The following is a 26,304-nucleotide window of genomic DNA, read 5'->3' on the forward strand; positions in this document are numbered from 1 at the left end:
AGAACGGAATAGTATTTTGCTGAGCCGAATGGCAGCCTAGATCGCGCCGCGAAGGAGCGTCAATGCCGGTCAGTGCGGAGGGCAGCGCGCTGCGGGCGCTGCGGGTACTCGAAGCAGTGGGCGCGCCCGGCGGACCGCACCGGCTGGGCCGGATCGCGCGGGAGTCCGGGGTGACCAAGCCCAGCACGCACCGGATCCTGCAGGGTCTGGTCGAGGCCGGGTACGCGGTGACCGGCGGCGATGGGACGTATGGCCTCGGGCCGCGCGCGTACGCGTTGTCGGCGCTGTTCTCGACGGGGCACGACGACGAGCCGGCGCTGCGGCGGCTGCGCGACCAGACGGGTCACACCGTGCACGTGGCGCTGCGCAGCGGCAGCCAGGCGGTCTACGTGCAGAAGCTTGACAGCGACCGGCCGTACCGGATGGCTTCGCGCGTCGGCGGCCGGATTTCCTTGCACAGCACGGCGATCGGGAAGGCGATCCTCGCCCACCTCGAGCCGGCGGAGCGGCAGGCGCTGCTCGCCGGGACCGGTTTGCCCGCTCGGACCGCCCGCACCTTGACCGACACAGCTGTCCTCGAAGCCGAACTAGCGGAGGTCCGTGCGCGCGGCTTCGCGATCGACGACGAGGAGAACGAGGAAACGGTCCGCTGCCTGGCCGCGCCGCTGCTGGACCGCGCCGGTGCCCCGGTCGGCGGGGTGAGCATCTCGACACTGATATTTCAGATGTCAGCTGATCAGCTACTGACCTATGTGCCACACCTGCAAGCGGCGGCTGCTCTGTTGGCGCCGTCCTACGGCTAGAGGCTCAGCGGTTTCGGAGTCGGTGCTGGGCGCCGAACGCGCCGTTCGGCCAGAACCCTCAGGGCAGCAGCCTCGCGGGGCCGCCGCCGTGAAGCAGGAGCTAGAGGCTCAGTAGTTTCGGAGTCGGTGCTCGGGCGCCGAACGCCCCGTTCGGCCAGACCCCTGGCGGGCAGCCTCGCGGGGCCGCCGCGGTGAAGCACGAGCTAGAGGCTCAGCGGTTTCGTCGGCGAGCCGATGGCCGCCGGGTTTTCCCAGTCCACGCCGGGAACGTCGACGTACAGCTCGATCTCGTTGCCGTCGGGGTCGGCGATGTAGAGGCTGTGCGTCGCGGTGTGATCGCTCATGCCCAGCACCGGCGTGCCGGTCTGTTCGAGCTTCGCCAGCGCCTCGCGCAGCTCGTCGTCGCTGGTGCCGATCTTGAGGCCGAAGTGGTACAGCCCGACGTGGCGCCCCGCCGGCTGGGCGGCGGCGTCCTCGCCGACCTCGATCAGCAGCAGCTCGTGATGTGTGCGGCCGGACGGCGCGTTGAACGCGGCGGCCTGCTGGCGGCCGAGCCGGCCGGCCGAACCGCCGGCGGGCAGGATCTGCCGCCAGCCGAGCACGTCCCGGTAGAAGTGGGCGGAGCGTTCGATGTCGCGCACGTAGAGCACCACGTGCCCGAGCTCCTTGACCTCCACGACGCACCTCCCGTTGAATTTGAATCTTCAACAGGATGGTACCAGCGCGGCGCTCAGCCGTCGTGGTCCGCGGCGATCACGGTGGCGAGCTCGGCCAGCGCGGCTTCCGCCTCGGGCCCGTCCGCGCGCAGCACGACCTCGTCCCCGCCACGGGCACCGAGCCCCATCACCGACAGCAGGCTCCGCGCGTCGACCGGCTCCCCGTCGCCGACGCCGATCGTCACCGGCACCGGTGCCGCGGCGGCGGCCTTGACGAACAGGGCTGCCGGGCGGGCGTGCAAGCCCACCTTCGAACCGACGATCACCCGGCGTTCCAGCATGACGACTCCTCGAAAGATCCAGGGAATTTCCCCGACGATACCCGACCACCCTGGAAAGGTCTAGACCATAGTTGCCCGCGTGCGGCACAGGTATGGTCTGGAGCCATGATCGGCATCGTGCATCCCGGCGACATGGGTGCGGCGATCGCGCACCTGCCCGGCGACGTGGCGTGGGCGTCGGAGGGGCGTAGCGAGGACACCCGGCGCCGCGCCGAAGGGCTCACCGACCTCGGTTCGCTGGCACGGCTCAAGAGCGAATGCTCAGTGGTGCTGTCGGTGTGCCCGCCGCACGCCGCGGTCGCGACGGCGGAGGCGTTCCAGGACTATGACGGGCTGTACGCGGACCTGAACGCGATCAGCCCCGAGACCGCCGCCCGGATAGCCGGGCTGGTGCCCCGGTTCGTGGACGGCGGCATCGTCGGCCCGCCCCCGCACCGGCCGGGCACGACGCGCCTGTACCTGTCGGGTGCGGAGGCGGACACGGTCGCGGCGCTGTTCGAGGGCACCCACCTAGACGCTCGCCCGGCGCCAGACGCTTCCGCGCTCAAGATGGTGTACGCCGCCTGGACGAAGGGCACCACGGCGATGCTCCTCGCGGTGCGCGCGGCCGCGCGATCCCTCGGTGTGGAGGACGCGCTCGTCGAGGAGTGGCAGCTCAGCCAGCCCGAACTGCCGGCCCGGTCGGAGCAGGCGGGCCGACTGGGCCTGGAACGCGGCTGGCGCTGGGCGTTCGAACTGGACGAGATCGGGCGCACCTTCGCCGCGACCGGCCTGCCGGACGGCTTCGGCGCGGCCGCCGCCGAGGTCTACCGACGTCTCCCCCGCGACGCCGGTGACGACCTCGCCGCCGCACTCGCCCAGCTCACCCGGCGTGTTGGCCCGCCACGTCAGTGAGTTGGCCCGCCACGTCGGTGAGTTGGCCCGCCACGTCGCTGAGTTGGCCCGCCACGTCGCTGAGTTGGCCCGCTGCGTCGGTGAGTTGGCCCGCTGCGTCGGTGAGTTGGCTTCGCAGGCGGCAAAGTCACCGACGCGAGCGGCCAACACGCCGACACGGGGAGCAAAGTCACCGACGGGAGGGGCAAACACGCTGACGCGGGCGGCCAACACGGCGACGCAGTGGGCAAACACGGCGGTCAGGCGGGGCGGCCCCAGCTGGTGACTTCCGCGTAGCCGGTGATGTCTGCCGGGACCGGGGCGCCGGTGGCGACGGCGCGGGCGGTCCGGACGGCGGCGTCGACGGCGGCGCGGAACAGCAGCGAGCCGCAGCTGACGCGGCCCACACCGAGCGAAGCGAGGCGCGGGAAGTCCGGGCCCGCGGGCGAGTACAGGATGTTCACCGGCACCTCGACCGCCGCCACCAGGTCGGCGATGACCTTCTCGTCCGTCAGGCCCGGCACGAACACCCCGTCGGCACCGGCGTCCACATAGGACTCACTTCGGGAAAGCGCTTCCCGGTCCAGGTCGACACCGGGCGGCCGCAGCCAGTGCGTGTCGGTACGCGCGTTGACGAACAGGCCGCTCGCCGCGGCCGCCGCGATGATCTCCCGCCGGTGCCGGACGTCGCCCATGCCGTCCTCGATGTTCACGCCGGCCACCCCGAGCGAAGCCAGTTCCTCGCACAGCACAGCCACTTCTGCGGGATCCTCGCTGAACCCCGCTTCGATGTCGACGGTCAGCAGGCACGGCAGCGCCGCCAGCCGCCGGGCGAGCGCCACCGTCTCCGCACGGGTCGCGCCCGTGCCGTCCGGCAGCCCGGCGGACGCGGCGACGCCGAGGCTTGTCGTGCCGATCGCCGGGAACCCCGCCGCGACGAGCGCGGCGGCGGACGCGTGATCCCAGGCGTTCGGCAGCAGCAACGGCCGGTGCAGCGCGGCGAACCGCTCCCGGCGAAGCGCCCGGACCGCGCCCTCGGCGAGCGCGAGCGCCACCGACCGGCCAGGACAGGCGTGCGGCCCCAGGCCGAACGGATGCCCGGTCAGATCGACCGTCACCACCCGGCCGTCCTGGACACGACGGGTCGCCCGCACCGGCGGATCCTCGGCCAGCGCCTGCGAAAGCGGCCGGTCCGCGGCGGCCCGGATCAGCGCGCCCGTCGCCTCACAGGTCTGGACCAGTAGCCCGATCCGGTTCGCCGCCGCCTCGTCGGTGCCCCACTGCCGGGCCAGCAGCGCCACCGCTTCGTCCGCGCCCGGCGGTGCGTCCCCGGTCAGGTATCCCTGCGCGACGGTGATCACCGCGTCCACCACGTCGTCCCGCGCACCGAGCGCGGAAGCGAGCACCGCCACCGGCGCCCGCCGCTCGAAATCCGGCTCGACGGGCCGGCGCGCGATCGCGGCCCGGAGCGCTGCGGGGTCGACCACGGCGAGCTGGTCCTCGACGAGCCGGCGGGCGCCGGGCATGCGTCTGGCCACCGCTGAACCGCGCGACCGACGCGCGCAGCCACGCGAACGTGCCGGCCGTGTCCGTGGGCGGTGCGGGCGGCGGGTCCAGGAAAACGCTCATGTGTCGACGGTAGAAGCGGGACGTGTCGGCGGCGGCCGACACTACGATCACCCGCATGAGCAATCCCCATCTCGATCAGCCACCCGTGCGGGCGGGGGCGGCGCTCGCGGGGGCGCGCACGGCCGCGCTCGTCGTGCACGGGCGCGGCCAGACACCGGACTACATGAAGGCCGTCCTGGACCGGGTCGCGCTGCCCGGGCTCGCCTACCTGCTCCCCGCAGCCGCCGGCAACACCTGGTACCCGCAAGGATTCCTGAAGCCCCTGCCCGACAACCAGCCGCGACTCGACCAGGCGCTGGAAGCCATGACCGTGATGGTCGGCCGCATCGCCAGCGCGGGGGTGCCGGCCGACCGCACGTTCCTCGTCGGCTTCTCGCAGGGCGCCTGCCTGCTCTCGGAGTTCCTCGCGCGCAGCCCGCGCCGGTACGCGGGCGCGGCACTGCTCACCGGTGGCTTCATCGGCCCGGATCCCCGCTCCCCCAACGGTTCCCTCGCCGGAATGCCGGTCTTCCTCGGCACCAGCCAGTACGACGAGTGGGTGCCGCTGTCGCGCGTCGAGGAAACGGCCGCGCTGTTCCGCGCCATGGACGCCGACGTGACCTTCCGCGTCTACGACGACCGCGAGCACCTCGTGAACGATGACGAGATCGCCGAGGTCCGCCGCCTGCTGAGCAGCTAGCGCAACAGCCGCCGCAGGATCTTTCCGGTGGGAGACTTGGGGATCTCCGCGATGAACTCGACGAACCGGATCTTCTTGTACGGTGCGACCCGGTCCGCGACGAACGTCATCAGCTCACCGGCGCCGACCGGCCGCGAGGTCACCACGAACGCCTTCGGGGCCTCACCGCCTTCGGCATGCGGCACGCCGACGACGGCCGCGTCGAGCACCGCCGGATGGGTCAGCAGCACCGATTCCAGCTCCGCCGGCGCCACCTGGTAGCCCTTGTACTTGATCAGCTCCTTGAGCCGGTCGACGATCCAGAACACCCCGTCGGCGCCGACCCGGACGAGATCGCCGGTGTGCAGCCAGCCGCCGGTGATCGTCGCCGCCGTCGCCGCCGGATCGTTCAGGTAGCCCGCCATCACCTGCGGCCCGCGGATGAGCAGCTCACCCGTTTCGCCCTCGGCGACATCCTCGTCGGTGCCCGGTTTCACCAGCCGCGCCTCGGTGTTCGGGGCCAGCCGGCCGACGCTGCCCGCCGGGGTCGTGGGGAACGCGTCGTCGTACACCTGGTGCGTGCCGGGGCTCGCCTCGGTCATGCCGTAGCCCTGGCGGATCAGGCAGCCGAGGCGTTTCTCCGCACGCTCGGTCGTCTCGACGTCCAGCGGCGCGGCCCCGCACAGGGCATACCGCAGCGACGACAGGTCGTAATCGTCCACTTCGGACGCTGTCGCGAGCCTGAGCACCATGGGTGGCGCGAAATACACCCTCGTCACCCGATGCTCGGCCAGCGCGCGCAGATAGGTGCCGAGTTCGAAACGCGGCATCGTGACGACGGTGGCGCCGGCGGCGAGACCCGAGTTGAGCACGATCGTGTACCCGTAGATGTGGAAGAACGGCAGCACGGCGGCCTGCACGTCGTCCGGGCCGATCCGCCAGCCGACGCGGTGCTGCGCGAGGTTCGCGACCAGGTTGCGGTGGGTGAGCCGGACGCCTTTCGCGGTTCCGGTGGTACCACTGGAAAACGGCAGCACCGCGTCGGTCGTCGCTGGGTCGAGACGCGGACTGGGCGGGTCGCCGCCGGTGGGCAACTCACCGATCGGGATGACGCGGTCGAACGCCTCGCGGGCCTTGTCCATCGATTCGTCGGCGCTGATCAGCAGTTTCGCCTTCGCCGCGGTGAGTTGCCCGCGCACTTCGGCGGCGGTGAACATCGGGTTGACCGGGGTGACCGCGGCCCCGGTCGCGATCACGGCATGCGCGGCGACCGCCCACCGCGGCTGGTTGTGGCTCATCAGCCCGACCACGTCACCGGGCCCCACGTCGAGTCCGGCGGCGATCGTGTACACCGACGACCGCAGCTCCGCGTAGGTGATGGTCTCCCCCGTCGCGGCATCGACGAGAGCGGGTTTGTCACCGAAGCACGCCGCGCCGTCGATCACGTACTCGGTGAGCGTCAGGTCCGGGATCTCGATGTCGGGCAGCGGGCTGCGGTGGATCACGGCTGGTCCAGCTTCAGCACGCGCACCGCGTTGTCCTTCAGGATCTTCGGCCGCACCTGCGGTTTCAGGTCGAGCTTCGCGAAGTCGGCCAGCCACCGGTCCGGGGTGATCAGCGGGTAGTCCGAGCCGAACAGCACCTTGTCCTGCAACAGCGAGTTCGCGTACCGCACCAGCTGCGGCGGGAAGTACTTGGGTGACCAGCCCGACAGGTCGATGTGGACGTTCGGCTTGTGCGTCGCGACGGCCAGTGCCTCGTCCTGCCACGGGAACGACGGGTGCGCCATGATGATCGTCAGGTCCGGGAACTTCATGGCCACGTCGTCGAGCAGCATCGGGTTCGACAGCGACAGCCGCACTCCGCCGCCGCCCGGCATGTTCGCGCCGATCCCGGTCTGCCCGGTGTGGAACAACGCCGGGATCCCGTGCTCCTGCGCGACTTCGAGCAACGGGTCCGCGGTGCCGTCATCGGGCCCGAAGTCCTGGATGCTCGGGTGGAACTTCAGCCCGCGCACGCCGTGATGCTCGATCAGCCGCCGCAACTGCCGCGCGCCGACCCTCCCTTTGTGCGGGTCGATGCTGGCGAACGGGATCAGCACGTCGGAGTGTTTCGCCGCCCCTTCGGCGATTTCCTCGTTCGAGAGCGCCGGATGTCCGGTGAAGTACTCGATGTCCACGGTGAACACGACCGCGCCGATCCGGCGTTCCCGGTAGTACGCGGCGATCTCGTCCAGGGTGGGCCGTTTCGTGTCGGCGCCGAAGTGTTGCGAAGCCGCCTCGAGGAAGTCGCCGGGCAGCGACAGGTGCCCGTGCTCATCGGTCTCGATGTGGACGTGCACGTCGATCGCGTCCAGTCGCCGGATGTCCATGCCGAAAGGTGTACTCATCAATCGTTATGGTTGTCAATCATTGTTTCCGTCATATGGTTTGCTGGCACCATGACGAAGAACGGCACCCGGCCCACGCTCGACGACGACGCGGGCTTCCTGCTGGCGCGCGCGGGCGGCCGGGCCATCCGCGGGATGAACCGCGCGCTCGAGCCGTTCGGCCTGCGCAGCAGGCACTACACGGTGCTGATGGCCGCCGCCCAGCACGGCGGGCTGTCCCAGCGCGAACTGGGCGAGCTGCTGGGCATCGACCCGAGTGCCGTCGTCGCGCTCGTGGACGACCTGCAGCGGGCCGGTCTCGTGCGCCGCGACCCGCATCCCGGCGACCGGCGCACCCGCCTGGTGGTGCTGACCGCGGACGGCCGGAAGACGTTCGACAAGGCGAGCGCGCTGGCCGCCAAGGTGCACGACGACGCGCTCGCGCCGCTGGACCCGCACGAGCGCGCGACCCTCGTGGAGCTGCTGCGCCGGATCGGGCGCTGAGCCCGCTGCGATCGGGATCACGTCATCTCAATCGGTGGCCCTGGTCGCCTCTTCGGGGGAAAATCAGTTAGCATAGGTCAACTAATTTTTCTTCCGCGTAGTCAACGGCGACGTGAGCTTTCCTGGTTGGAGTGATAGCTGTGCGGTCTGCCCAGCAGACGGTGGACGGCCCGGTGGGAAACCACCGGCACAAGCGAACCTGGTCGATCGAAGAGCTGGGTCCGCGATACAAATGGATCGCGTTGTCGAACACCACGCTCGGCATGCTGATGGCCACGATCAACTCCTCGATCGTGCTGATCGCGCTGCCGGACATCTTCCGCGGCATCCACATCAACCCGCTGGAACCCGGCAACACCAGCTACCTGCTGTGGATGATCATGGGCTTCCTGGTCGTCACCGCCGTGCTGGTGGTGGGCTTCGGCCGGCTCGGCGACATGTTCGGCCGGGTGCGGATGTACAACCTCGGCTTCGCCGTGTTCGCGATCTCCTCGGTCCTGCTCGCCGTGACCTGGATGGACGGCAGTAGCGCCGCGATGTGGCTGATCGGCTGGCGGATCGTGCAGGGCATCGGCGGCGCGTTCCTGATGGCCAACTCGAGCGCGATCCTCACCGACGCGTTCCCGGTCAAGCAGCGCGGTCTCGCGCTCGGCATCAACGGTGTCGCCGCGATCGCCGGCTCGTTCCTCGGTCTCGTCATCGGCGGCCTGCTCGGCCCGGTCGACTGGCGCCTGGTCTTCCTGGTCTCGGTCCCGTTCGGCGTGTTCGGCACGATCTGGGCGTACCTCAAGCTGCACGACACCAGCGAGCGCTTCCGGGCGAAGATGGACTGGTGGGGCAACATCACCTTCGCGGTGGGCCTGATCGCCGTCCTCGTCGGCATCACCTACGGCATCCAGCCCTACGGCACGCACACCATGGGCTGGACCAGCCCGCTCGTGCTGACCTGCATCATCGGCGGCCTGATCGTGCTGGGCATCTTCGGGTTCATCGAGACCAGGGTCGCGAACCCGCTGTTCAACCTGTCGCTGTTCAAGATCCGCGCGTTCACCTTCGGCAACGCGGCGAACCTCCTGGCCTCGCTCGGCCGCGGTGGCCTGCAGTTCATCCTGATCATCTGGCTGCAGGGCATCTGGCTGCCGCAGCACGGGTACAGCTTCGAGCAGACCCCGCTGTGGGCCGGCATCTACATGCTGCCGATGACCGTCGGATTCCTTGTCGCCGCACCGATTTCCGGCGTGATCACGGATCGGATCGGCGGCCGTATGCTGGCGACGGTCGGCATGCTCGCGACCGCGGTGAGCTTCCTGCTGCTGGAGATCCTGCCGGTCAACTTCGACTACTGGGCCTTCGCGCTGATCCTGCTGGTCAACGGGCTCGGCATGGGCCTGTTCGCCTCGCCGAACCGGGCCGACATCATGAACAGCCTGCCCGCGAACGCGCGCGGCGCGGGCGCCGGGATGACCGCCACCTTCCAGAACTCGGCGATGGTGCTGTCGATCGGCTTCTTCTTCAGCCTGATGATCGCCGGTCTCGCCGACCACCTGCCCACCGCGCTGTCGACGGGCCTGACCGCGCACGGCGTGCCCGCGGACGCGGCCAACGGGATCGCGCACCTGCCCCCGGTCGGCGTGCTGTTCGCGGCCTTCCTCGGCTACAACCCGATCCAGCAGCTGCTGGGCCCGGTCCTGAACCAGCTGCCCGCCGACAACGCGTCGTTCCTCACCGGCCGCAGCTTCTTCCCGAACCTGATCTCCGGGCCGTTCTCCGACGGCCTGACCACGGCGTTCTGGTTCGCGATCATCGTCTGCGTCATCGCCGCGGTGCTGTCCTGGTTCGTCGGCAAGCCCAAGCCCGCGCTCGGCGTGCCGCGGGAGTCCGTGGGCGCGGAGCTCGCGAGCGAATCCGGTGAGCTGGTGGCCGAAACCCCGGTGCCGGTGCGGGGACCGGGCCGTCCCGGGGAGATCAGCGGCCGGCTGCGCACGCCCGCCGGGACCGGCGTGCACGGTGCGGTGATCACCGTGACCGGGGTGGACGGGATGCAGGTCGGCCGCGCCCGCGCGGACGAGACGGGCGGCTACGCGCTCGACGGGGTCACTCCCGGCACCTACACGCTGATCGTGACCGCGCCCGGGTTCCAGCCCGCCGCGGCCTCGGTCACCGTCAACGGGCTCGGCGCGGTGCACGACTTCGTGATCCTCGGCGGCGGGGTCGTCGCCGGCACCGTGCGGCGCTCCGGCGGCGGCGGGATCGAGGAGACGACAGTGCTCGCCACCGACCCGACCGGCCAGGTGGTCGGCCAGACCACCACCGCGCACGACGGGAAGTTCCTGCTCGCCGGGCTGCCCGCGGGCGAGGTCACGATCACCGCGAACGTCGACAACCACCGCCCGCACGCGGTCACCGTGCTCGCCGGCGCGGCCGATCCCGCCGAGGTGGAACTGCTCGTCGAGGCGTTCGGCATCCTGCACGGCACGGTCAGCGGCCCGGACGGCCAGGGCGTGGCGAACGCGACCGTGACGGTCAACGACGGCCAGGGCCACCCGGTCGCGACCGCGCTGACGGATACGGACGGGCGGTACGAGCTGCGCGATCTGGAGCCCGGCGAGTACACGGTCGTGACGAGCTTGTACGAACCGGCGGTGCGCCAGGTCGACCTCACCACCGGTGAGTCCGCGGACGTGGACGTCGACCTCGAGACCGGCACCCGGGCGGACGCGGCGTCATGACGATCCCCCAGCAGAACCGGCAGCAGGACCGCCAGGGCGTCGAGGTCTCCGGCCGTGTCTACGACACCGCCAGTGCCCCCGTCCCCGGCGCCGCGGTCACCCTCGTCGACGCGGGTGGCCGCCAGAGCGGCCGCACCGCGACCGACGACACCGGCCATTTCCGCCTGGTGGCACCGAATGCGGGCGCGTACGTGCTGATCACGTCCGCGCCCGCGCACCAGCCCGGTGCCACGACGGTGGCGGTCGGCGGCTCGCCGGTCCGGCTGGAGATCACGCTGCGCGGCTCGGGCGGGCTGCGCGGGGTGGTCCGCGCGGCGACGACCGGGGTGCCGATCATGGACGCCGCCGTCACCCTCACCGACGCGCGCGGGGACGTCGTCGACTCCCGGCTTTCCGGGCCCAGCGGTGAGTACGCGTTCACCTCGCTCCCGCCGGGCACGTACGTGCTCGCGGCGGGCGCGTCCGGCTACCGGCCGGCGGCGGTCGCCGTCACGACCGCGGAAACCGGGACGGCACAACAAGATGTGGAGCTCGCGGACGGCGCGGTGATCCGCGGCTCGGTGCGCGTGCCCGACGATCCGCGACCCACCGTCACCGTGACCCTGCTCGACGACGGCGGTCACGTCGTCCGTACCACGTTCGCCGACGAGGCCGGCCGGTACACCTTCCATGATCTCGATCCCGGCGCCTATACCGTGGTGGCCACGAGTTACTCCCCGTCCCGCGCGGTCGTCCGCGTCGAAGACGGCGGATGGACGCGGCACGACGTGCAGTTGGTGTAAGCGCTTACTCCGCGTGCTGTAAGTAATTCTGACGCACACGCTGAGTAGAGAAATTGTCACACGCTGGACACGGCGGTCAGTCTCTGATTGCATGATGCAACCGGGGCAGGGATTCAGCGGTCGGCGATGAGAAGGTAGTGGGAGTAGATGGTTACGCGGGCTCGGGAACTGCTCAACCGATCACGCGCACTGCTGGACCGCTCGCGTGAAGCGGCCGCGCAGTTCCTCGGCAATCCACCGCCACCACGCCCGAAGCTGGTGCTGGAGAGCGCGCCGGAACGCGCGGAACCCCTTGCCAGCGGCGAAACACTGGCCGCGGTCTGCGCCAACGTCGCGCTGCGCGACCTCAACCTCGTCGACTCGCTACTGTCGCAGCTGGAGGAGATGGAGGCGAGGGAGGAGAACACCGACCGGCTCGCCGAGCTCTACCACCTCGACCACCTGGCGACCCGGTTGCGCCGCAACGCCGAGAACCTGCGCGTGCTCGCCGGGCGCGACGCCAGCGACTCCCCGCCGGAGACGTCGTCGCTCGTCGACGTGATCCGCGCGGCCATGTCTTCGATCGACCACTACTCGCGCGTCACGATCGGCCGGGTGGTGTCGCTCGGCGTGGCCGGGTTCGCCGCCGAGGACCTGGGCCGCCTCGTGGCCGAACTGCTCGACAACGCGACGAAGTCCTCGCCGCCCACCGCCCCGGTGCGGGTCAGCGCGCACCTGACCGAGCGCGGCAGCGTGCTGGTGCGGATCGAGGACGAGGGCATCGGGCTGCCGCCGGACCGCATGCGCGAGCTCAACGACCGCCTCGACAACGCGCCCGTGCTCGACGATTCGGCGGTGCGGCACATGGGGCTCGCCGTGGTGCGCCGGCTCGCCGACCGCCACGAGCTGAAGGTCTGGCTGGACCGCCGCGTCCCGCACGGCACCATCGCCTCGGTGCTGCTGCCCGCCTCGGTCGTCAGCGAGCTGTCCGAGGCCGGCTGGTCCGGCGCGCAGACGGTCGTCTTCCCGGCCTCCGGCAGCGACGGCGCCAGCTCGCTCGCTCCCGAACCGCCCGCCCGCCTGGTCTCCGCCGGGCTGCCGAAGCGCACCGTGAACGCCGACGCGCCGGCGCGCCCCACGCCACGGCCCCGCCCGATGACGGAACCGGTCATCGGCGGCACCACCGCCAGTGGCCTGCCGCGGCGGGTCTCGCAGAGCATCAAGGCGCCCAACGGGACCCGGCCCCCCGCGGCGCCTCCGCCGCCCGAGACCGAGGCCGACCGGCAGGCCGGGCACGATCAGCTGCTGGCCGACCTCGGCGCGTTCACCGACGGGGAGCGGGCCGCCCGGGAAGACCAGCAGGACAAGCACGAACCGGACGCAGACGAGGGACAGCGGTAGTGGCGAGCGACCACCGGCAGGGCCAGGACTTCACCTGGCTGATCAACGACTTCGTCCAGCAGGTGCACGGCGTCAGCCACGCCCTGATCATGTCCTCCGACGGGTTCCCGCTCGCCGGGTCGGACGCGATGGACACCACGGAGAGCGAGCAGCTCGCCGCCATCGCCAGCGGCCTGCTCAGCCTCGCCACCAACAGCGCGACCCTGTTCGACAAGGGCGCCTGCGAGCAGATCATCATCCGGCTCTCGCGGGGCTACTTCCTGTTCATGGGCATCGACAACGGGGCGGGACTGGCGGTGCTGACCGGCCCCGAATGCGACATGAAGGTCGTCGCCTACGAGATGACCAAGTTCGTCACGGGCGCGGGCCACGCACTCACCCCCGAGGTGCGTGCGGACCTGCGCCGCGTGCTCACCGCCCGCCGCCCGCTCGGATAAACCCGGTACGGCCGGAACAAGGATGTGATCACGATGTCCCAGGATGCGGGGCGGGGCCAGGCGGTGAAGAAGCCGCGCAGCAAACGGATCCGCCCGTACACGCTGACCGGCGGGCGGACCCGCGGCCGGCACCAGCTGCTGGTGGAGACGCTGATCTCGGTGCCGCGCTACGATCCGGCGCTGTCGGACAAGCTGATGCCCGAGTCGAAGGCGCTCTACGAACACGCCCGCTCGCAGGCGTCGATAGCGGAGCTGTCGTCCCTGCTGTCCATCCCGCTGGGCGTGGTGCGGGTGCTCGTCAGCGATCTGGCGGCCCAGGGCGCGATCTTCATCCACCCCACCGCACACGCGTACCACCACGACCGGCACGTGCTCGAGAGGATCCTCAATGGACTCAAGCGGCTCCCCGTCTGATCCCGGCCAGCTCACGATCTCCGCGAAGATCGTCGTGGCGGGCGGGTTCGGGGTCGGGAAGACGACGCTCGTCGGGTCGGTGTCCGAGATCCCCCCGATCAACACCGAAGCCTGGATGACCGAGGCGAGCGAGGGCGTCGACGACCTGCCGCCGAACGGGACCAAGACCACGACGACCGTCGCGATGGACTTCGGCCGGATCTCGCTGTACCCGGACCTGATGCTGTACCTGTTCGGCACGCCCGGCCAGCCCCGGTTCTGGTTCCTGTGGGACGACCTGTCACGGGGCGCGCTCGGCGCCATCGTGCTCGTCGACACCAGCCGGCTGGACCAGTCCTTCGCCGCCATCAACTACTTCGAGAACGACTCGGAGCTGCCGTTCGTGGTGGCGGTCAACCTGTTCGACGGCGAGCTGACGCACGACCTCGACGAGGTCCGGGACGCGCTCGCGCTGCGCCCGGAGATCCCGCTCATCACGTGCGACGCGCGCCGGCCCGCGTCCGCGGTGACGGCCTTGCAGGAGCTGGTGTCCTACACGTTGTCCCTCGCCGAGGTCTCGGACTCCGGGAGGGTTCGCGCGCATGCCTAAGGTCCTGATCGTGGGTGCCGGCCAGTCCGGTTTGCAGCTGGCGCTCACGCTACGGGAGCACGACTTCGACGTCACCGTGATGTCGGCGCGCACCCCGGACGAGATCCGGCGCGGCCAGGTCATGTCCACCCAGGCGATGTTCCACCTGGCGCTGCAGCACGAACGCGAGCACGGGCTCAACCTGTGGGAACGCGACACCGTGAACATCGAAGGGCTCGGGGTGTCGATCGCCGGGCCCGGCGGCGCCCGGGTGATGGACTGGTTCGGCCGGCTCGACAACCCGGCGCAGTCGGTGGACCAGCGGATCAAGATGGCGGGCTGGCTGGAACTGCTGGAGGACCGCGGCGGCAAGGTCATCATCCACGGGGTCACCACCAGCGATCTCGACGCGCTGCCCGAGCACTACGACCTGGTGATCGTGGCGGCCGGCAAGGGCGAACTGGTCCAGCTGTTCGACCGCGACCCGTCGCGATCCCCTTATACGAAGCCACAACGGGCGCTGTCCGTGGTGTACGCCCACGGTGTCGGGCCGCGGCCGGAGCACCCGGACTCGCCCGGCGTGCGGTTCAACATCAACCCCGGTGTCGGCGAGTTGTTCATGATCCCCGGCCGCACCCTCGACGGGGACTGCGACATCGTGTTCTACGAAGGGATTCCCGGCGGTCCGCTGGACGCGTTCGCCGACCGGCCGGGGCCGCAGGAGCATTTCGACCGGATGCTGTCGTTGATGCGGCAGTATTTCCCGTGGGAGTACGAGCGCAGCCGGGACGCCGAGCTGACCGACGACAAGGCCACCCTCGCCGGCGGGTACACCCCGGTGGTGCGGCATCCGGTGGGCGAGCTGCCCTCGGGCGCGGTCGTGCTCGGCATGGCCGACGTCGTGGTGGCCAACGACCCGATCACCGGCCAGGGCTCGAACAACGCCTCCAAATGCGCCGCGTCCTATTTGGACAGTATCCTCGCGAACGGGGACAAGCCGTTCGACCGCGCCTGGATGCAGGCGACGTTCGACAGGTACTGGGAGGACGCGCAGCACGCCACGATGTGGACCAACGCGCTGCTGCAGCCGCCACCACCGCATGTCCTGCAGATTCTCGGTGCGGCACAACAGAACGAGACGGTGGCGCGCAGGTTCGTGAACGGCTTCTCCGACCCGACCGATTACCAGCACTGGTTTCTCGACCCGGCGAAGGCCGAGAGATACCTCGCCGGTGTGGGGGCGACGCCGCCCGCTGGGTAAGATCATCCGGTCTGGGGAAAGGGCTTTCACATGCGCAGGATCCTGATCATCGGTGCGGGACAGTCGGGGCTCCAGCTGGCCCTGACGTTGCGGGACCACGACTACGACGTCACGCTCATGTCGGCCAAGACGCCCGATGAGATCCGCGGTGGCTGGGTCACCTCCACGCAGTGCATGTTCGCCGACGCGCTGGCCATCGAACGCAAGCACGGGCTGAACCTGTGGGACGACGTGGCGCCCGCGGCCGGCGGCCAGGGCGTGTCGATGCCCGGCCCGGACGGCGAGCGCGCGCTGAACTGGCTGGGCGCGTGGGAGGCCGGCACGGCGCAGTCGATCGACCAGCGGGTGAAGATGCCGGTGTGGCTGGAGCTGCTGGAGGAGCGCGGCGGCAACGTGATCATCCACGGGGTGACCACCGCCGACCTGAACTCGCTGGCGCACATGTACGACCTGGTGATCGTGGCGGCCGGTAAGGGCGAACTGGTGCAGCTGTTCGACCGGGACGCGTCCCGATCCCCTTTCACCAAGCCACAACGGGCATTGTCGGTGTCCTATGTGCACGGTACCGAGGCGCGGCCGGAGACCCCGGGCAACGTCGACGTGTGGGTGAACCTGGTGCCGGGCATCGGCGAGCACATCTCGATTCCCGGTTACACCCTGTCCGGGCCGTGCCAGATCCTTTACGTGTCAGGCATTCCCGGCGGTCCGCTGGACGCGTTCGCCGACCGGCCGCCCGCGCACGAGCAGTTCCGGCGGCATCTGGAGCTGTTCAAGCAGTATCTGCCGTGGGAGTACGAGCGGTACCGCAACGCGGAGATCACCGACGCCAAGGGCGTGCTCATCGGCGGGTACCCGCCGGTGGTGCGGCATCCGGTGGGTGAGCTGCCCTCGGGCGGTCTCGTGCTCGGCATGGCGGACGTGGTGGTGGCGAACGATCCGGTGAGCGGCCAGGGCGCGAACAACGCGGCGAAATGCGCCGAGGTGTACCTCACCAGCATCCTGGAGCACGGGGAGAAGCCGTTCGACCGGGAGTGGATGCAGTCCACTTTCGACACCTACTGGGACTACGCGCGGCACGTGGTGCGGCTGACCAACACGATGCTGATGCCGCCGCCCGAGCACATCCAGAAGATCCTCGGTTTCGCGCAGACCAACCAGAAGGTCGCGAACCGGTTCGCGAACGGCTTCAACAACCCGCCCGACATGGCGGAGTGGTTCTTCGAGCCCGAGAAGGCCGAGGCGTATCTCGAAAGCGTCGCCTAGCGCGGCGCGTACATGATCACGCCGACCCCTGCCAGGCAGATCAGCGCGCCGAGCACGTCGAACCGGTCGGGCCGGTAGCCGTCGGCGACCACGCCCCACAGCAGCGATCCGGCGACGAACACGCCGCCGTATGCGGCGAGGATCCGGCCGAAATGCGCGTCGGGCTGGAGGGTGGCGACGAACCCGTAGATCCCGAGCGCGATCACTCCCCCGCCGATCCACACCCAGCCGCGGTGCTCGCGGACGCCCTGCCACACGAGCCAGGCCCCGCCGATTTCGAAGATCGCCGCGAGCACGAAAAGGGCGATCGAGCGCACCACGGTCACTTGTGGTCCGCCTTTGGATCGTGCCGCCACGGGGCGAGCGCGACATCGGTGGCGGTCCGGATGGCCTGGTGCCGGTCGGCGGGAGTGGCGGCTTCGTCGGTGCGGTCGAGAAGTACCTGGAGCGCACCGTTGATGGCGCCGACGAAGGCCCCGGTGAGCGCCCCTGCACCCAGCTCGTCGAGCTGATCGGGAAACGCCTCGGCGAGCCGGCGGGCGATCTCGCGCTGGGCGTCGAGCTGGACCTGGAGGGCGCGCCCGCGCACCGCGGGCACGGTCTGGAACAGCCGGGTCCGCAGCGCCGCCGTCGGGCCGACCATCTCGTCGCTGCGCTCCCCGACCGTCCGCAGCGCGCGCAGCAGCACCTCGGCCGGGCCCTCGCCGGGCGCCCGGGTGGCGATCGCGTCGAGGGTCGCCTGTACCCGGGCGTCGGATTCGGGGAACAGCAGTTCTTCCTTGCTGGCGAAGTAACTGAAGAACGTCCGGCTGCCGATCTCGGCCGCGGCGGCGATGTCGGCGATGGTCGTCTCGTCGTAGCCCTGGCGCTCGAACAGCTCGGTCGCCGCGTCGAGCAGGGCCTGGCGGGTGCGGGCCCGTTTGCGCGCGCGGAGGGACATGCCGGAGATCCTACGACACTCAGCGCAAATCAGCAGTCATTGCAAGTTTGCAGCGACTGCGGTTATCGTGGAGGCATGCGAAACGTCCTGATCTCCGGAGCCGGCGTGGCCGGCCCGACGCTGGCGTACTGGTTGGCGCGCAACGGGTTCCGGCCCACCGTGGTGGAACGGTCCGCGGGCCGGCGCTCCAGCGGGAACCCCGTCGACGTGCGTGGCCCGGCCGTGCCCGTGACCGAGGCGATGGGTGTGGTGCCGCGGCTGCGCGAAGTGGCCACGCGGACGACGAGGATGGTGGTGCTCGACGGGGCGGGCCGGCCGGTGACCACCCTGAAAACGCCTGCCACCACAGGGAACGAGGTCGAGGTGCCGCGCGCCGATCTCGCCACCGTGTTGTACGAGGCGGCGCGGGACGACGCCGAGTTCCTGTTCGACGACACGATCACCGCGCTGGAGCAGGACGAGCACGGCGTGGACGTCACCTTCGACAACGCGCGACCGCGCCGGTTCGACGTGGTGATCGGCGCGGACGGGCTGCACTCCGTGGTGCGGCGCCTGGCTTTCGGGCCCGAGCGGGAGTTCGTCCGGCCGATCGGTATCCACGTCGCCACGTTCCCGCTCGGGGAGCCGACCGACCACCCGCGGGACCTGCTGGTGTCCAATACGCCGGGCCGGCTGGTCTCGATCCACCCGTCGCGCGAGGAAGCGCTGGTGGCGTTCATCTTCCGTTCGTCCATTGTAGACTTCGACAACCGGGACATCGTGCAGCACAAGCGAATCGTCACCGACGCCTACGCGGGTCTGGGCTGGCGGGTGCCGGACCTGCTCGAGCGACTCGAGGACACGAAGGACCTGTACTTCGACTCGGTCAGCGTGGTCGACCTGCCCAGCTGGTCACGGGGCCGCGTCGCACTGGTCGGCGATGCCGCGTCGTGCGTCTCGCTCCTGGGCGACGGCTCGAGCCTCGCGATCGCCGGCGCGCATACCCTAGCCGAGGCGTTGGCCGACGGTAGCGGCTTCGCCCGCTACGAAGCCGTCCACCGGACCCGGGTGATGCCGAAACAACGCGCCATCAACCGCGCCGCGGCGATGCTGGTCCCGAAGACTCGCCTCGGCCTGGCCACCCGCAACGCCGCGGCCCGCCTCTGGCCCGGCGGCCTCTGACACACCTCGGCGCGCGCCCTCAGGTGGCGAAGCCGAACCGTTCCGAGTGGACCTGCTCCGCCGGCACGCCGAGGGCGTCCATCGTGCGCAGCACGGTGGCGGTCATCCGGCCGGGGCCGCAGACGAAGACGTCCCGGCTGCGCACGTCCGGCACCAGCGCGGCGATGTTGGCCGGGCCCAGCACCGGACCACGCGGGGTCGGCGCGGCCGACGGACCGGTCAGCAGGTACAGCACCGCACCACGACGCTTGGCGAGCGCGTCCAGTTCCTGGATGAGCACGGCGTCCGCGGTGGACCGGGCGCGGTAGAGCACGACGGCATGCCCGCGCAACTCCTCCAGCAGCGCCCGGATCGGGGTGACCCCGACGCCACCCGCGATCAGCAACGCGGCGTCCTTCAGGCGGTTCAACCCGGTGAAGGCACCGTAGGGCCCCTCGAAGTAGACCCGGGTGCCCGGCCGGAGGGCACGCAAGCGCGCACTGCTCTCCCCCACCGCTTTCACGGTGATCCGCAGCTCGTTCCCGTGCGGGGCGGCGGAAAGCGAGTACGGATGCGCCTGCCAGCGCAGCCCCGGCGCGGCGAACCGCCACAGGAAGAACTGCCCGGCGCGGGCCCGCAGCCGCCGCAAGTCGCGACCGGTCATCAGCACCGACACCACGTCGGGCGACTCGAACCGCACGTCCACAACCCGCAGCCGGTGCCGCAGATTGCGCGCCATCGGCAGCAGGAGCCGGCCAGTCAGGAGCGCCGCGAGCGAGCCGAACCACAGGATGTCCAGGTAGATACCGGTCGCGGCGGACCGGGCGAACGTGGTGCCGAGCAGGCTCGCGTGCAGGAACCCGAGCACGACAGCGGCGTAGGTGCCGAGGTGGATGACGTGCCAGACCTGGTAGGGCAGCCGGCGGCGGGCGAACCGCGCCGAGACGAACGCGACGAGCACCAGCAGCACCACCGCGAGCGTGCCGAACAGCACCCCGTCGACCGTGGTCTCCATTTCGAGCACCTCGGTCAGCAACGGCTTGCCGCTGACGTGCGCGTAGCCGAGGGTGATGAACACGCCGTGCGTGACGAGGAGCGTGACCAGGGTCATCCCGCTCACGCGGTGCCACGAGGTGAGCCGGTCGGTGCCGATGCGGTGGTCCAGCCACGGGATCCGCGCCACGAGCACGAGTTGCAGCGCCAGCACGCACGTGGCGTTGACGGCGCAGAACCGTCCGATGTCGACGAGCGGGTCGGAGCCGGGCAGGGACAGGGCGTACAGGAAGTTGATCAGCAGCAGGTTGGCGACCGCGATCGCCGCCAGCGTGCGGCGCGCGATGCGGCGCGCCGGCCGCCGGGTGGTGGTCTCGTCGGCGATGGTGGTCACGGGACCGCCCGAAGTCTGGGGCGGCCAGGCAGGCCGGTGCGCCGCCGCGGGCGGGTCGTGTCGGGGAAAACGGGTGCCGGTAGGGTGATGCTGCGTTGGAGGCTCCATGGCCGGGTCTCCTCTGGTGCGGCTTCACGACTGTTCGTCTCGGGTTACACGGCTGCCCGCCGCGGCGAGTTCAGGAAACCGCCGACCTTCTCTCAGGGTTTTCATGGTTGCGGCGCAGCCGCCTCTCAGCCCGCGGGCGTTCACTGGTCCCATGAGCTACTACCCGCCGCCCCCGCAGCCGCGGAACCAGCCCGGCCCGCTGCGCACCCTCGGGCTCGTGCTGGCCGCGGTGGCTCTCGCCGCGCTCGTCGCGACCGCGTTCCTGGTCGGCGGCCTGCACCGGTCACCATCGATGCGGTCGCTGGGCTTCGGCCAGCAGGGGAACTCCAGCCAGCAGAACACGACCCAGTCCCTCGACGCGAACGCCGTCGCCGCGAAGGTCTCGCCCGGGCTCGTCGACGTCAACACGACGCTGGGCTACCAGAACGCCCAGGCCGCGGGCACCGGCATGGTGCTGACGCCGAACGGCGAGGTGCTCACCAACAACCACGTCGTCGAAGGCGCCACCAGCATCTCGGTCACCGACATCGGCAACGGCAAGACCTACAAGGCGTCCGTCGTCGGCTACGACCGCACCCAGGACGTCGCCGTGCTGCAGCTGGAGAAGGCCTCGGGCCTGTCCACCGTGAGCACCGCGAACTCCGACCAGGTCGCCGTCGGGGACGCGGTCGTCGGTATCGGCAACGCCGGTGGCACCGGCGGCGCGCCGAGCGTCGCACCGGGCACCGTGACCGCGCTGGGCCAGTCGATCACCGCGAGCGACGAGTCGAGCGGCAGCTCCGAACAGCTCGACGGGCTCATCCAGGTCAACGCGAACATCCAGTCCGGTGACTCGGGCGGCGCGCTCGCGAACTCGGGCGGCCAGGTGATCGGCATGAACACCGCGGCGTCCACCGGATACCAGTTCGGGCACGGCCGCGGCGGCCAGCGGCAGAGCCAGAGCGCCGAGGCCACCGGGTACGCGATCCCGATCAACCAGGCGGTGACCATCGCCAAGCAGATCGAGGCGAAGTCGTCGTCCTCGACCGTGCACATCGGCAGCTCGGCGTTCCTCGGCGTCTCGGTCGCCGACTCCGGGCAGGGCGCCGTCGTGCAGCAGGTGGTTTCCGGTGCGCCGGCGGCGCAAGCGGGCCTGTCGGCCGGAGATGTGCTGACCGGGATCAACGACCAGACGATCGACTCGGCCACCACGCTCACCAACCTGATGGACGGCTTCCACCCCGGCGACAAGGTCACCCTCAGCTGGCTCGACCAGACCGGGCAGCAGCAGTCCGCCACCGCCACTCTCGTCGAAGGCCCTGTCGGCTAGCGAAAGTCTCTCCCCAGGGGTGCCGCCGCGAGCTACGCTCGAAGGCACTCCTGGGGAGGTTTCATGCGCACGGCATGGGTGGTGTGCCTGCTCGTTCTCGCGGGCTGCGCGCCGCCGGGCCCGGAAAAGCCGGCGGCCTGCGCGGTGAACCAGGGCGCGCTGCCGGACTGGGCCCGCGCCGGCTTCTCCCCGCCGGACCAGCAGGTGCGGTACGCGCTCGGCGCGCAAGGCGAGATCCTCGGCGTCCTGTTCACCGATTCGCTTCAGGTCCCACCTCCGCCCACCGGCAGCAACAAGATCCTCTGGGTGTCCAAATCGGACAGTGCGGGCCCGCTGAAGATCGACGCGACACTGGCCGGTTCCGGGCTCACCACGACCCGCGAGGTCCCGGACGGCCCCGGCCCGTCGAACGTCGACCTGCCGGCGCCGGGTTGCTGGTCGCTGGAGCTCAGCTGGCCCGGCCACCACGACCGGGTCGAACTGCCGTACCGGGCCGGTGGCTGACCCGGCATACTGCGCCGTTCGTTACTGATCCGACCACAGTCACGGCTGTCCGGCTTACGTAGCAACGGTTCCGCGCCGCTCGGGGGCCGCCTGCTTTTGGCCGGATCAGTAAACTGGCCTCGTGCCAAGGCCCAACAGCACCGTGGTGATCGTCGCGGGCACCGCCGCCGACAAGGTCGTGTCCCGCCTCGACGGGCTCGCGAACGTGCGCGCCGCCGCCGGGCAGGACGAGGAATCCGCGCGTGCGCTGATCGCGCAGTCCCATGCCGCGTACGTCGTGCACGACGCCGACCCGCTCAGTGGCGTCGCCGCCGCGTGGACGGGTTTCTTCGACCGGACCGACACGCCGGGGACGCTCGAGGTCGCGGTCGAAACGACGCTGGCGGGGCTGCGCCGCGGAACTGTGCAGCTGCCCGACTACTACGTCGTGCTGGAGCCGGAATCCTTGCCGGCGACGGAGAAACACTGGTGGCTCGGCGTGCTCGCCGGGATATCGCCGAACCGGGTCATCCCCGCGCGGGCCAGCGCGGGCGCGGTCGCCGACGTGCTCTCCCGCCTGCCGTCCGGCCGGTGGTGGCCGGACCCGCCCGACGAGTGGCTACGCGGCCTCGGCCACGCCGTCCCGGACCAGGTAGGCGTCCCGGGCAGCGCTTAGCCGCGCGCGAGTCCGACACTCACGACGCCGAGTCCAACACTCGCGAGGGCGAGTCCGACGCTCACGACGGCGTGTTTGCATGCTGTGTCGGTGAGTTTGCTTGCCACGTCGGCGTGTTTGCCGCTCTCGTCGGTGAGTTGGCGCGCCGCGCGGTCACCAGTCCGACAGGACCGTTTCGAAGGCCAGTTCCGCGGCACCGAGCAACTTCGCGTCCGTGCCCAGCGCGGACGTGCACACGCGAGTACCGCCGAGCGCCCGGCTGACGAGGCTTCGTTCCCGCACGATCTGTTCGACCTTGCCGACGACCGGCGCGGGCAGCGCGCTGAACAGGTCGCCGAGCACGACCAGTTGCGGGCACAGCAGGTTCACCACGTTCCCGAGCCCGAGCGCGAGCCATTCGACGAACTCGTCGAGCCGCGCGAGCGCCTCGTCCCCGGCCTCGCCGAGCGCACGCAGCTCGGCGACGATCGCGCCGACCGGCGAGTCCTCGTCGATACCCAGCGCACGGCACAGCGCGCGCTCCCCGATCTCGGTTTCCCAGCAGCCGCGCGATCCGCAGTAGCACGGCCGCCCACCGGGTTTGACGACCATGTGGCCGACCTCGCCGATATGGTGCCCGCCCGCCCCGCGCATGGACAGCCCGTTGGAGATCACCCCGCCGCCGACGCCGACGTCCGCGCTGATGTACACCACGTCGTCGTGCCTTCGCGCCGCACCACGCAGATGTTCGGCCAGCGCCCCGAGTTCGGCGTCGTTTCCCATGTGCACGGGCAGCTTCAGCGCGTGCGAAAGCCAGCCGCCCAGCGGCACGTCCGTCCAATGGAGATTCGGCGCCTCGTGCACATAGCCGTCCGAGTGCCGCACCACGCCGGGCACGGAGACGCCGATCGCGACCGGGCCGACCTCCTGCTCCGCGACCAGCGGCCCGACGTAGTCCATGATCTTCGTGAACACCTCGGTCGGCTCGCCGTGCCCGCCGCGGACCCGCCAGCTGTCCCGCCCGAGGATCTGCCCGCCGATGCCGACCAGCGCCATCGCGGCCCGCTCCACCCGGATGTCGATCGCCAGCACCACCGCGGCCTGCGGCTGCGGCAGCACCAGCAGCGACGGGCGGCCGGCCCCGCTGCGCTGGGCCGGCACCCGTTCCTCGACGACGCCGTCCTCGGCGAGCCCGTCCACCAACGCCTTGATCGTGCTGCGGTTGAGCCCCAGCGCGGTCGCGAGGCTGGCCCGGGTGGACGGGCCGTCCACGTGGAGGCGGCGCAGCAGGGCCGCCCGGTTGTGGCGACGAACGTCGTCCGGGCGAGTCCCGGAAGTCGATGTTGTCGTCACCTATCGCGCCCCTGCTGCAGTTTCTCCTTCGCCGTCGCCACGCCGCCTCAGCGCGCGGCTGCGGCGCGCCTGCGCGACAAGGCGTCGACGGCCGCCGCGACCAGCAGCACCAGACCCGTGATGATGTTGACCGTGTCCGCCTGGTAGCCGAGCAACCCGAGTCCATTCTGGACGGTCGCGAGGACGAGACCACCGATGACCGCGTCCCGCATCCGGCCGCGGCCACCGAACAGCGACGTGCCACCGATGACCGCCGCACCGACGGCGAACAGCAGGGTGTTGCCGTTACCGGCGTTGCCGTCCACCGAACCGACCTTCGAGCTGTACACGATGGCCCCGATCGCGGCGATCGACGAGCAGATCACGAACACGCTCATCCGGATCTTGTCGACCTTCACCCCGGCCCGCCGGGCGGCTTCCTTGTTGCCACCGACGGCGTACACGTGCCGGCCGTACCGGGTGCGGTCGAGCACGAACGTGCCGACGATCAGCAGCACCAGGATGATCGGCACCACCCACGGGATGCCCTCGATCGTGGTCAGGGCGGGGTTGGGCGAGCGGTTGATGGTGAACAGGTACGTCGCGACCGCGCCCAGCACCACGACGGCGCCGACCTTGATCGCGATCAGCGTGGTCGGCTGCGCGACCAGCCCGTTGCGCAGCCTGGAGAAGTGCCGGAACAGCACCACGATCGCGTATCCGCCGCCGGCCACGATGAACAGCACCCAGCTGGCGATGATACCGAGGTTGCCGTTGGCCACGTCGAACAGTACCTTGCTGTCCCGGATCGGGATCGTGCCGCCTTCGCCGACGAGCGCGAGCACGACGCCGTACCACGCGATGAACAGCGCCAGTGTCACCACGAACGACGGGATGCCGATCTTCGACACCAGCGCGCCGGTGAGGCTGCCGATCACCGTGCCGATCGTGATCGCGAGCAGGATCTCGACCCACGGGTTCGCGGCGAAGCCGATCAGCAGGATCAGCAGCGCGATCGCGGACAGCGCCGCGCCGATCCAGATCCGCATCCACACGCACAGCGCGATCGCGATCACGGCACCGAGGACGAAGCCGTAGAAGACGGTCGTCCCCATGGCGCCGAGCAGGTTGCCGTGCTGGGTGAGGTGCAGCGCGAGCACCGAAGCGGCCACGCCGGACGCGGTACCCGCCGACAGGTCGATCTCGCCGAGCAGCAGCACCGGCACGATGCCCATCGCGATGATCGTCTGACCGCCGCCCTGGGCGAACAGGTTCGCGATGTTGTTGAGTGTCAGGAACGAGTCGGAGAGGCTGGTGAACACGATCACCAGCAAGAGCAGGCCGAGCAGCGCCGGCACCGCGCCGAGCTCGCCGCCGCGCAGCCGCCGGAAGTAGTCACCGACCGCTTCGGACGTGCTGCGCGAGGTGGTGTCGATCCCGAAGTCGGCGATGGCCGAGGAATCCGGGTCGGAAGGCTTGATGGGTGTCTCAGTCATTTCGCTTTCCTCGCCTACACGGCCGCGACTTCGGGCCGGGCCAGGCCGAGCTCGCCCGACCGGCCGGCGGTGATCAGCTCGACCACCTGGTTGTTGGTGACGTCCTTGGTCGCGACATCGGCGGCCAGCCGCCCGAGATAGAGCACCGCGATGCGGTCGGCGACCTCGAACACGTCGTTCATGTTGTGGCTGATCAGCACGACGCCCAGGCCCTGCTCGGCCAGCCGCCGCACCAGGTCGAGCACCTGGCGGGTCTGCGCCACCCCGAGCGCGGCGGTGGGCTCGTCGAGCAGCACCACCTTGCTGTTCCACAGCACGGCCTTCGCGATCGCCACGGTCTGCCGCTGCCCACCGGACAGGGACGACACCGGCGTGCGCACGGACTTGACGGTGCGCACGGACAGCGAAGCCAGCGTCTTGCGTGCGTCGAGTTCCATCGAGGCCTCGTCGAGCAGGCCGTTCTTCACGCGCTCGCGGCCCAGGAACATGTTCTGCACGATATCCAGATTGTCGGCGAGCGCGAGATCCTGGTACACGACCTCGATGCCGAGCGCCGCGGCCTCACGCGGGTTGTGGATGTGCACGGGCTTGCCGTTGAACAGCACTTCACCGCTGTCGGTGCCATGGATGCCCGCGATGGCCTTGACGAGGGTCGACTTGCCGGCGCCGTTGTCGCCGACGAGTGCCGTCACCTCCCCCGGGCGCACCGTGAGGTCCACGTCGTGCAGCACGTGGACCGGGCCGAAACTCTTGTTCACACCGCGCAGTTCGAGGATCGGCTCGTTCAC

28 protein-coding genes are annotated in these 26,304 nt (G+C 70.4%); 16 read left to right on the forward strand and 12 right to left on the reverse strand.

Annotated elements, in window-relative coordinates:
• Positions 1 to 62 precede the first annotated feature (62 nt).
• Complete coding sequence (locus LOZ83_RS15620) at positions 63 to 803, forward strand: IclR family transcriptional regulator (protein WP_236791311.1); 741 nt, start codon at positions 63 to 65, stop codon at positions 801 to 803.
• 203 nt (positions 804 to 1,006) lie between these two features.
• Here the strand turns inward: LOZ83_RS15620 and LOZ83_RS15625 are convergent, their stop codons facing one another.
• Both LOZ83_RS15625 and LOZ83_RS15630 read right to left on the reverse strand, forming a co-directional pair.
• Positions 1,007 to 1,480, reverse strand: coding sequence for a VOC family protein (locus LOZ83_RS15625; protein WP_236791312.1), 474 nt, complete (start codon positions 1,478 to 1,480; stop codon positions 1,007 to 1,009).
• Positions 1,481 to 1,533: 53 nt separating this feature from the next.
• Positions 1,534 to 1,800, reverse strand: a complete 267-nt coding sequence (locus tag LOZ83_RS15630) for an HPr family phosphocarrier protein (protein ID WP_236791313.1) — start codon at positions 1,798 to 1,800, stop codon at positions 1,534 to 1,536.
• Positions 1,801 to 1,905: 105 nt separating this feature from the next.
• On the opposite strand from LOZ83_RS15630, the gene LOZ83_RS15635 reads away from it, so the two are divergent.
• On the forward strand, positions 1,906 to 2,694 hold the full coding sequence (locus LOZ83_RS15635; protein WP_236791314.1) for a DUF1932 domain-containing protein: 789 nt from the start codon (positions 1,906 to 1,908) through the stop codon (positions 2,692 to 2,694).
• Here the strand turns inward: LOZ83_RS15635 and LOZ83_RS40745 are convergent.
• Positions 2,663 to 2,812 (reverse strand): hypothetical protein, encoded by a 150-nt coding sequence (locus tag LOZ83_RS40745; RefSeq protein WP_374202676.1) that lies wholly within the window; start codon positions 2,810 to 2,812, stop codon positions 2,663 to 2,665. The two genes, LOZ83_RS15635 and LOZ83_RS40745, sit on opposite strands and share 32 nt — an antisense overlap.
• A 121-nt stretch (positions 2,813 to 2,933) precedes the next feature.
• Positions 2,934 to 4,211, reverse strand: coding sequence for an isocitrate lyase/phosphoenolpyruvate mutase family protein (locus LOZ83_RS15640; protein ID WP_236791315.1), 1,278 nt, complete (start codon positions 4,209 to 4,211; stop codon positions 2,934 to 2,936).
• 146 nt (positions 4,212 to 4,357) lie between these two features.
• Here LOZ83_RS15640 and LOZ83_RS15645 point away from each other — a divergent pair, with 146 nt between their 5' ends.
• Positions 4,358 to 4,981 (forward strand): alpha/beta hydrolase, encoded by a 624-nt coding sequence (locus LOZ83_RS15645; RefSeq protein ID WP_236791316.1) that lies wholly within the window; start codon positions 4,358 to 4,360, stop codon positions 4,979 to 4,981.
• Here LOZ83_RS15645 and LOZ83_RS15650 read toward each other — a convergent pair.
• Both LOZ83_RS15650 and LOZ83_RS15655 read right to left on the reverse strand, forming a co-directional pair.
• Positions 4,978 to 6,465, reverse strand: coding sequence for an AMP-binding protein (locus LOZ83_RS15650; RefSeq protein WP_236791317.1), 1,488 nt, complete (start codon positions 6,463 to 6,465; stop codon positions 4,978 to 4,980). The genes LOZ83_RS15645 and LOZ83_RS15650 overlap by 4 nt on opposite strands.
• The gene (locus LOZ83_RS15655) at positions 6,462 to 7,331 is read right to left on the reverse strand and encodes an amidohydrolase family protein (RefSeq protein ID WP_236792098.1); all 870 of its coding nucleotides are present in this window, start codon (positions 7,329 to 7,331) and stop codon (positions 6,462 to 6,464) included. The genes LOZ83_RS15650 and LOZ83_RS15655 overlap by 4 nt, the downstream gene beginning before the upstream one ends.
• 69 nt (positions 7,332 to 7,400) lie before the next feature.
• Between LOZ83_RS15655 and LOZ83_RS15660 the strand changes: the two genes are divergently transcribed.
• The 9 genes from LOZ83_RS15660 to LOZ83_RS15700 all read left to right on the forward strand — a co-directional run bounded on the left by LOZ83_RS15660 (position 7,401) and on the right by LOZ83_RS15700 (position 16,666).
• Complete coding sequence (locus LOZ83_RS15660; protein ID WP_236791318.1) at positions 7,401 to 7,832, forward strand: MarR family winged helix-turn-helix transcriptional regulator; 432 nt, start codon at positions 7,401 to 7,403, stop codon at positions 7,830 to 7,832.
• Positions 7,833 to 8,095: 263 nt separating this feature from the next.
• Complete coding sequence (locus LOZ83_RS15665; protein WP_236792099.1) at positions 8,096 to 10,561, forward strand: MFS transporter; 2,466 nt, start codon at positions 8,096 to 8,098, stop codon at positions 10,559 to 10,561.
• The gene (locus LOZ83_RS15670) at positions 10,558 to 11,343 is read left to right on the forward strand and encodes a collagen binding domain-containing protein (RefSeq protein WP_236791319.1); all 786 of its coding nucleotides are present in this window, start codon (positions 10,558 to 10,560) and stop codon (positions 11,341 to 11,343) included. The genes LOZ83_RS15665 and LOZ83_RS15670 overlap by 4 nt, the downstream gene beginning before the upstream one ends.
• Positions 11,344 to 11,490: 147 nt before the next feature.
• Positions 11,491 to 12,723: a sensor histidine kinase KdpD gene (locus LOZ83_RS15675; RefSeq protein WP_236791320.1), complete on the forward strand. Its 1,233-nt coding sequence runs from the start codon at positions 11,491 to 11,493 to the stop codon at positions 12,721 to 12,723.
• Positions 12,723 to 13,160 carry a roadblock/LC7 domain-containing protein gene (locus LOZ83_RS15680; protein WP_236791321.1) on the forward strand — a complete coding sequence of 146 codons (438 nt, stop codon included), beginning with the start codon at positions 12,723 to 12,725 and terminating at the stop codon, positions 13,158 to 13,160. The genes LOZ83_RS15675 and LOZ83_RS15680 overlap by 1 nt, the downstream gene beginning before the upstream one ends.
• A 33-nt stretch (positions 13,161 to 13,193) precedes the next feature.
• Positions 13,194 to 13,574, forward strand: coding sequence for a DUF742 domain-containing protein (locus LOZ83_RS15685; RefSeq protein ID WP_236791322.1), 381 nt, complete (start codon positions 13,194 to 13,196; stop codon positions 13,572 to 13,574).
• Positions 13,549 to 14,163: an ATP/GTP-binding protein gene (locus LOZ83_RS15690; RefSeq protein ID WP_236791323.1), complete on the forward strand. Its 615-nt coding sequence runs from the start codon at positions 13,549 to 13,551 to the stop codon at positions 14,161 to 14,163. The genes LOZ83_RS15685 and LOZ83_RS15690 overlap by 26 nt, the downstream gene beginning before the upstream one ends.
• Entirely contained in the window at positions 14,156 to 15,403 is a 1,248-nt protein-coding gene (locus LOZ83_RS15695) for a styrene monooxygenase/indole monooxygenase family protein (RefSeq protein WP_236791324.1), read from the forward strand. The genes LOZ83_RS15690 and LOZ83_RS15695 overlap by 8 nt, the downstream gene beginning before the upstream one ends.
• 30 nt (positions 15,404 to 15,433) lie before the next feature.
• Entirely contained in the window at positions 15,434 to 16,666 is a 1,233-nt protein-coding gene (locus LOZ83_RS15700; RefSeq protein ID WP_236791325.1) for a styrene monooxygenase/indole monooxygenase family protein, read from the forward strand.
• On the opposite strand, the gene LOZ83_RS15705 is transcribed toward LOZ83_RS15700, so the two are convergent.
• Both LOZ83_RS15705 and LOZ83_RS15710 read right to left on the reverse strand, forming a co-directional pair.
• Positions 16,663 to 16,992, reverse strand: coding sequence for a YnfA family protein (locus LOZ83_RS15705; RefSeq protein WP_236791326.1), 330 nt, complete (start codon positions 16,990 to 16,992; stop codon positions 16,663 to 16,665). The two genes, LOZ83_RS15700 and LOZ83_RS15705, sit on opposite strands and share 4 nt — an antisense overlap.
• Entirely contained in the window at positions 16,989 to 17,606 is a 618-nt protein-coding gene (locus tag LOZ83_RS15710; RefSeq protein ID WP_236791327.1) for a TetR/AcrR family transcriptional regulator, read from the reverse strand. The genes LOZ83_RS15705 and LOZ83_RS15710 overlap by 4 nt, the downstream gene beginning before the upstream one ends.
• 75 nt (positions 17,607 to 17,681) lie before the next feature.
• Here LOZ83_RS15710 and LOZ83_RS15715 point away from each other — a divergent pair, with 75 nt between their 5' ends.
• On the forward strand, positions 17,682 to 18,767 hold the full coding sequence (locus LOZ83_RS15715; RefSeq protein ID WP_236791328.1) for an FAD-dependent monooxygenase: 1,086 nt from the start codon (positions 17,682 to 17,684) through the stop codon (positions 18,765 to 18,767).
• A 19-nt stretch (positions 18,768 to 18,786) separates the two neighbouring features.
• Here the strand turns inward: LOZ83_RS15715 and LOZ83_RS15720 are convergent, their stop codons facing one another.
• Positions 18,787 to 20,133, reverse strand: a complete 1,347-nt coding sequence (locus LOZ83_RS15720) for a ferric reductase-like transmembrane domain-containing protein (RefSeq protein ID WP_236791329.1) — start codon at positions 20,131 to 20,133, stop codon at positions 18,787 to 18,789.
• A 259-nt stretch (positions 20,134 to 20,392) separates the two neighbouring features.
• On the opposite strand from LOZ83_RS15720, the gene LOZ83_RS15725 reads away from it, so the two are divergent.
• The 3 genes from LOZ83_RS15725 (at position 20,393) to LOZ83_RS15735 (ending at position 22,709) form a co-directional block, all read left to right on the forward strand.
• On the forward strand, positions 20,393 to 21,550 hold the full coding sequence (locus tag LOZ83_RS15725) for a S1C family serine protease (protein WP_236791330.1): 1,158 nt from the start codon (positions 20,393 to 20,395) through the stop codon (positions 21,548 to 21,550).
• A gap of 63 nt (positions 21,551 to 21,613) precedes the next feature.
• The gene (locus tag LOZ83_RS15730; protein ID WP_236791331.1) at positions 21,614 to 22,054 is read left to right on the forward strand and encodes a hypothetical protein; all 441 of its coding nucleotides are present in this window, start codon (positions 21,614 to 21,616) and stop codon (positions 22,052 to 22,054) included.
• A 121-nt stretch (positions 22,055 to 22,175) separates the two neighbouring features.
• Positions 22,176 to 22,709, forward strand: a complete 534-nt coding sequence (locus LOZ83_RS15735; RefSeq protein ID WP_236791332.1) for a hypothetical protein — start codon at positions 22,176 to 22,178, stop codon at positions 22,707 to 22,709.
• Positions 22,710 to 22,862: 153 nt separating this feature from the next.
• On the opposite strand, the gene LOZ83_RS15740 is transcribed toward LOZ83_RS15735, so the two are convergent.
• The 3 genes from LOZ83_RS15740 to LOZ83_RS15750 are packed head-to-tail and all read right to left on the reverse strand — an operon-like array spanning position 22,863 to position 26,304.
• Entirely contained in the window at positions 22,863 to 24,041 is a 1,179-nt protein-coding gene (locus LOZ83_RS15740) for an ROK family transcriptional regulator (RefSeq protein ID WP_236791334.1), read from the reverse strand.
• Between the two features lie 47 nt (positions 24,042 to 24,088).
• Positions 24,089 to 25,516: a sugar ABC transporter permease gene (locus LOZ83_RS15745; RefSeq protein ID WP_236791342.1), complete on the reverse strand. Its 1,428-nt coding sequence runs from the start codon at positions 25,514 to 25,516 to the stop codon at positions 24,089 to 24,091.
• 14 nt (positions 25,517 to 25,530) lie between these two features.
• On the reverse strand, positions 25,531 to 26,304 hold the full coding sequence (locus tag LOZ83_RS15750) for an ATP-binding cassette domain-containing protein (RefSeq protein ID WP_236791344.1): 774 nt from the start codon (positions 26,302 to 26,304) through the stop codon (positions 25,531 to 25,533).

The organism is Amycolatopsis sp. GM8 (assembly GCF_021653975.1).
Classification (GTDB): Bacteria; Actinomycetota; Actinomycetes; order Mycobacteriales; family Pseudonocardiaceae; genus Amycolatopsis_E.

Bases quoted from the DNA above. Each gene is read 5' to 3' on its own strand.
- LOZ83_RS15620 (WP_236791311.1), top strand. From the start codon at position 63: ATGCCGGTCAGTGCGGAGGGCAGCGCGCTGCGGGCGCTGCGGGTACTC.
- LOZ83_RS15630 (WP_236791313.1), bottom strand. From the start codon at position 1,800: ATGCTGGAACGCCGGGTGATCGTCGGTTCGAAGGTGGGCTTGCACGCC.
- LOZ83_RS15635 (WP_236791314.1), top strand. From the start codon at position 1,906: ATGATCGGCATCGTGCATCCCGGCGACATGGGTGCGGCGATCGCGCAC.
- LOZ83_RS15645 (WP_236791316.1), top strand. From the start codon at position 4,358: ATGAGCAATCCCCATCTCGATCAGCCACCCGTGCGGGCGGGGGCGGCG.
- LOZ83_RS15655 (WP_236792098.1), bottom strand. From the start codon at position 7,331: ATGGACATCCGGCGACTGGACGCGATCGACGTGCACGTCCACATCGAG.
- LOZ83_RS15660 (WP_236791318.1), top strand. From the start codon at position 7,401: ATGACGAAGAACGGCACCCGGCCCACGCTCGACGACGACGCGGGCTTC.
- LOZ83_RS15665 (WP_236792099.1), top strand. From the start codon at position 8,096: ATGCTGATGGCCACGATCAACTCCTCGATCGTGCTGATCGCGCTGCCG.
- LOZ83_RS15670 (WP_236791319.1), top strand. From the start codon at position 10,558: ATGACGATCCCCCAGCAGAACCGGCAGCAGGACCGCCAGGGCGTCGAG.
- LOZ83_RS15675 (WP_236791320.1), top strand. From the start codon at position 11,491: ATGGTTACGCGGGCTCGGGAACTGCTCAACCGATCACGCGCACTGCTG.
- LOZ83_RS15685 (WP_236791322.1), top strand. From the start codon at position 13,194: ATGTCCCAGGATGCGGGGCGGGGCCAGGCGGTGAAGAAGCCGCGCAGC.
- LOZ83_RS15690 (WP_236791323.1), top strand. From the start codon at position 13,549: ATGGACTCAAGCGGCTCCCCGTCTGATCCCGGCCAGCTCACGATCTCC.
- LOZ83_RS15695 (WP_236791324.1), top strand. From the start codon at position 14,156: ATGCCTAAGGTCCTGATCGTGGGTGCCGGCCAGTCCGGTTTGCAGCTG.
- LOZ83_RS15700 (WP_236791325.1), top strand. From the start codon at position 15,434: ATGCGCAGGATCCTGATCATCGGTGCGGGACAGTCGGGGCTCCAGCTG.
- LOZ83_RS15710 (WP_236791327.1), bottom strand. From the start codon at position 17,606: ATGTCCCTCCGCGCGCGCAAACGGGCCCGCACCCGCCAGGCCCTGCTC.
- LOZ83_RS15715 (WP_236791328.1), top strand. From the start codon at position 17,682: ATGCGAAACGTCCTGATCTCCGGAGCCGGCGTGGCCGGCCCGACGCTG.
- LOZ83_RS15725 (WP_236791330.1), top strand. From the start codon at position 20,393: ATGAGCTACTACCCGCCGCCCCCGCAGCCGCGGAACCAGCCCGGCCCG.
- LOZ83_RS15730 (WP_236791331.1), top strand. From the start codon at position 21,614: ATGCGCACGGCATGGGTGGTGTGCCTGCTCGTTCTCGCGGGCTGCGCG.
- LOZ83_RS15745 (WP_236791342.1), bottom strand. From the start codon at position 25,516: ATGACTGAGACACCCATCAAGCCTTCCGACCCGGATTCCTCGGCCATC.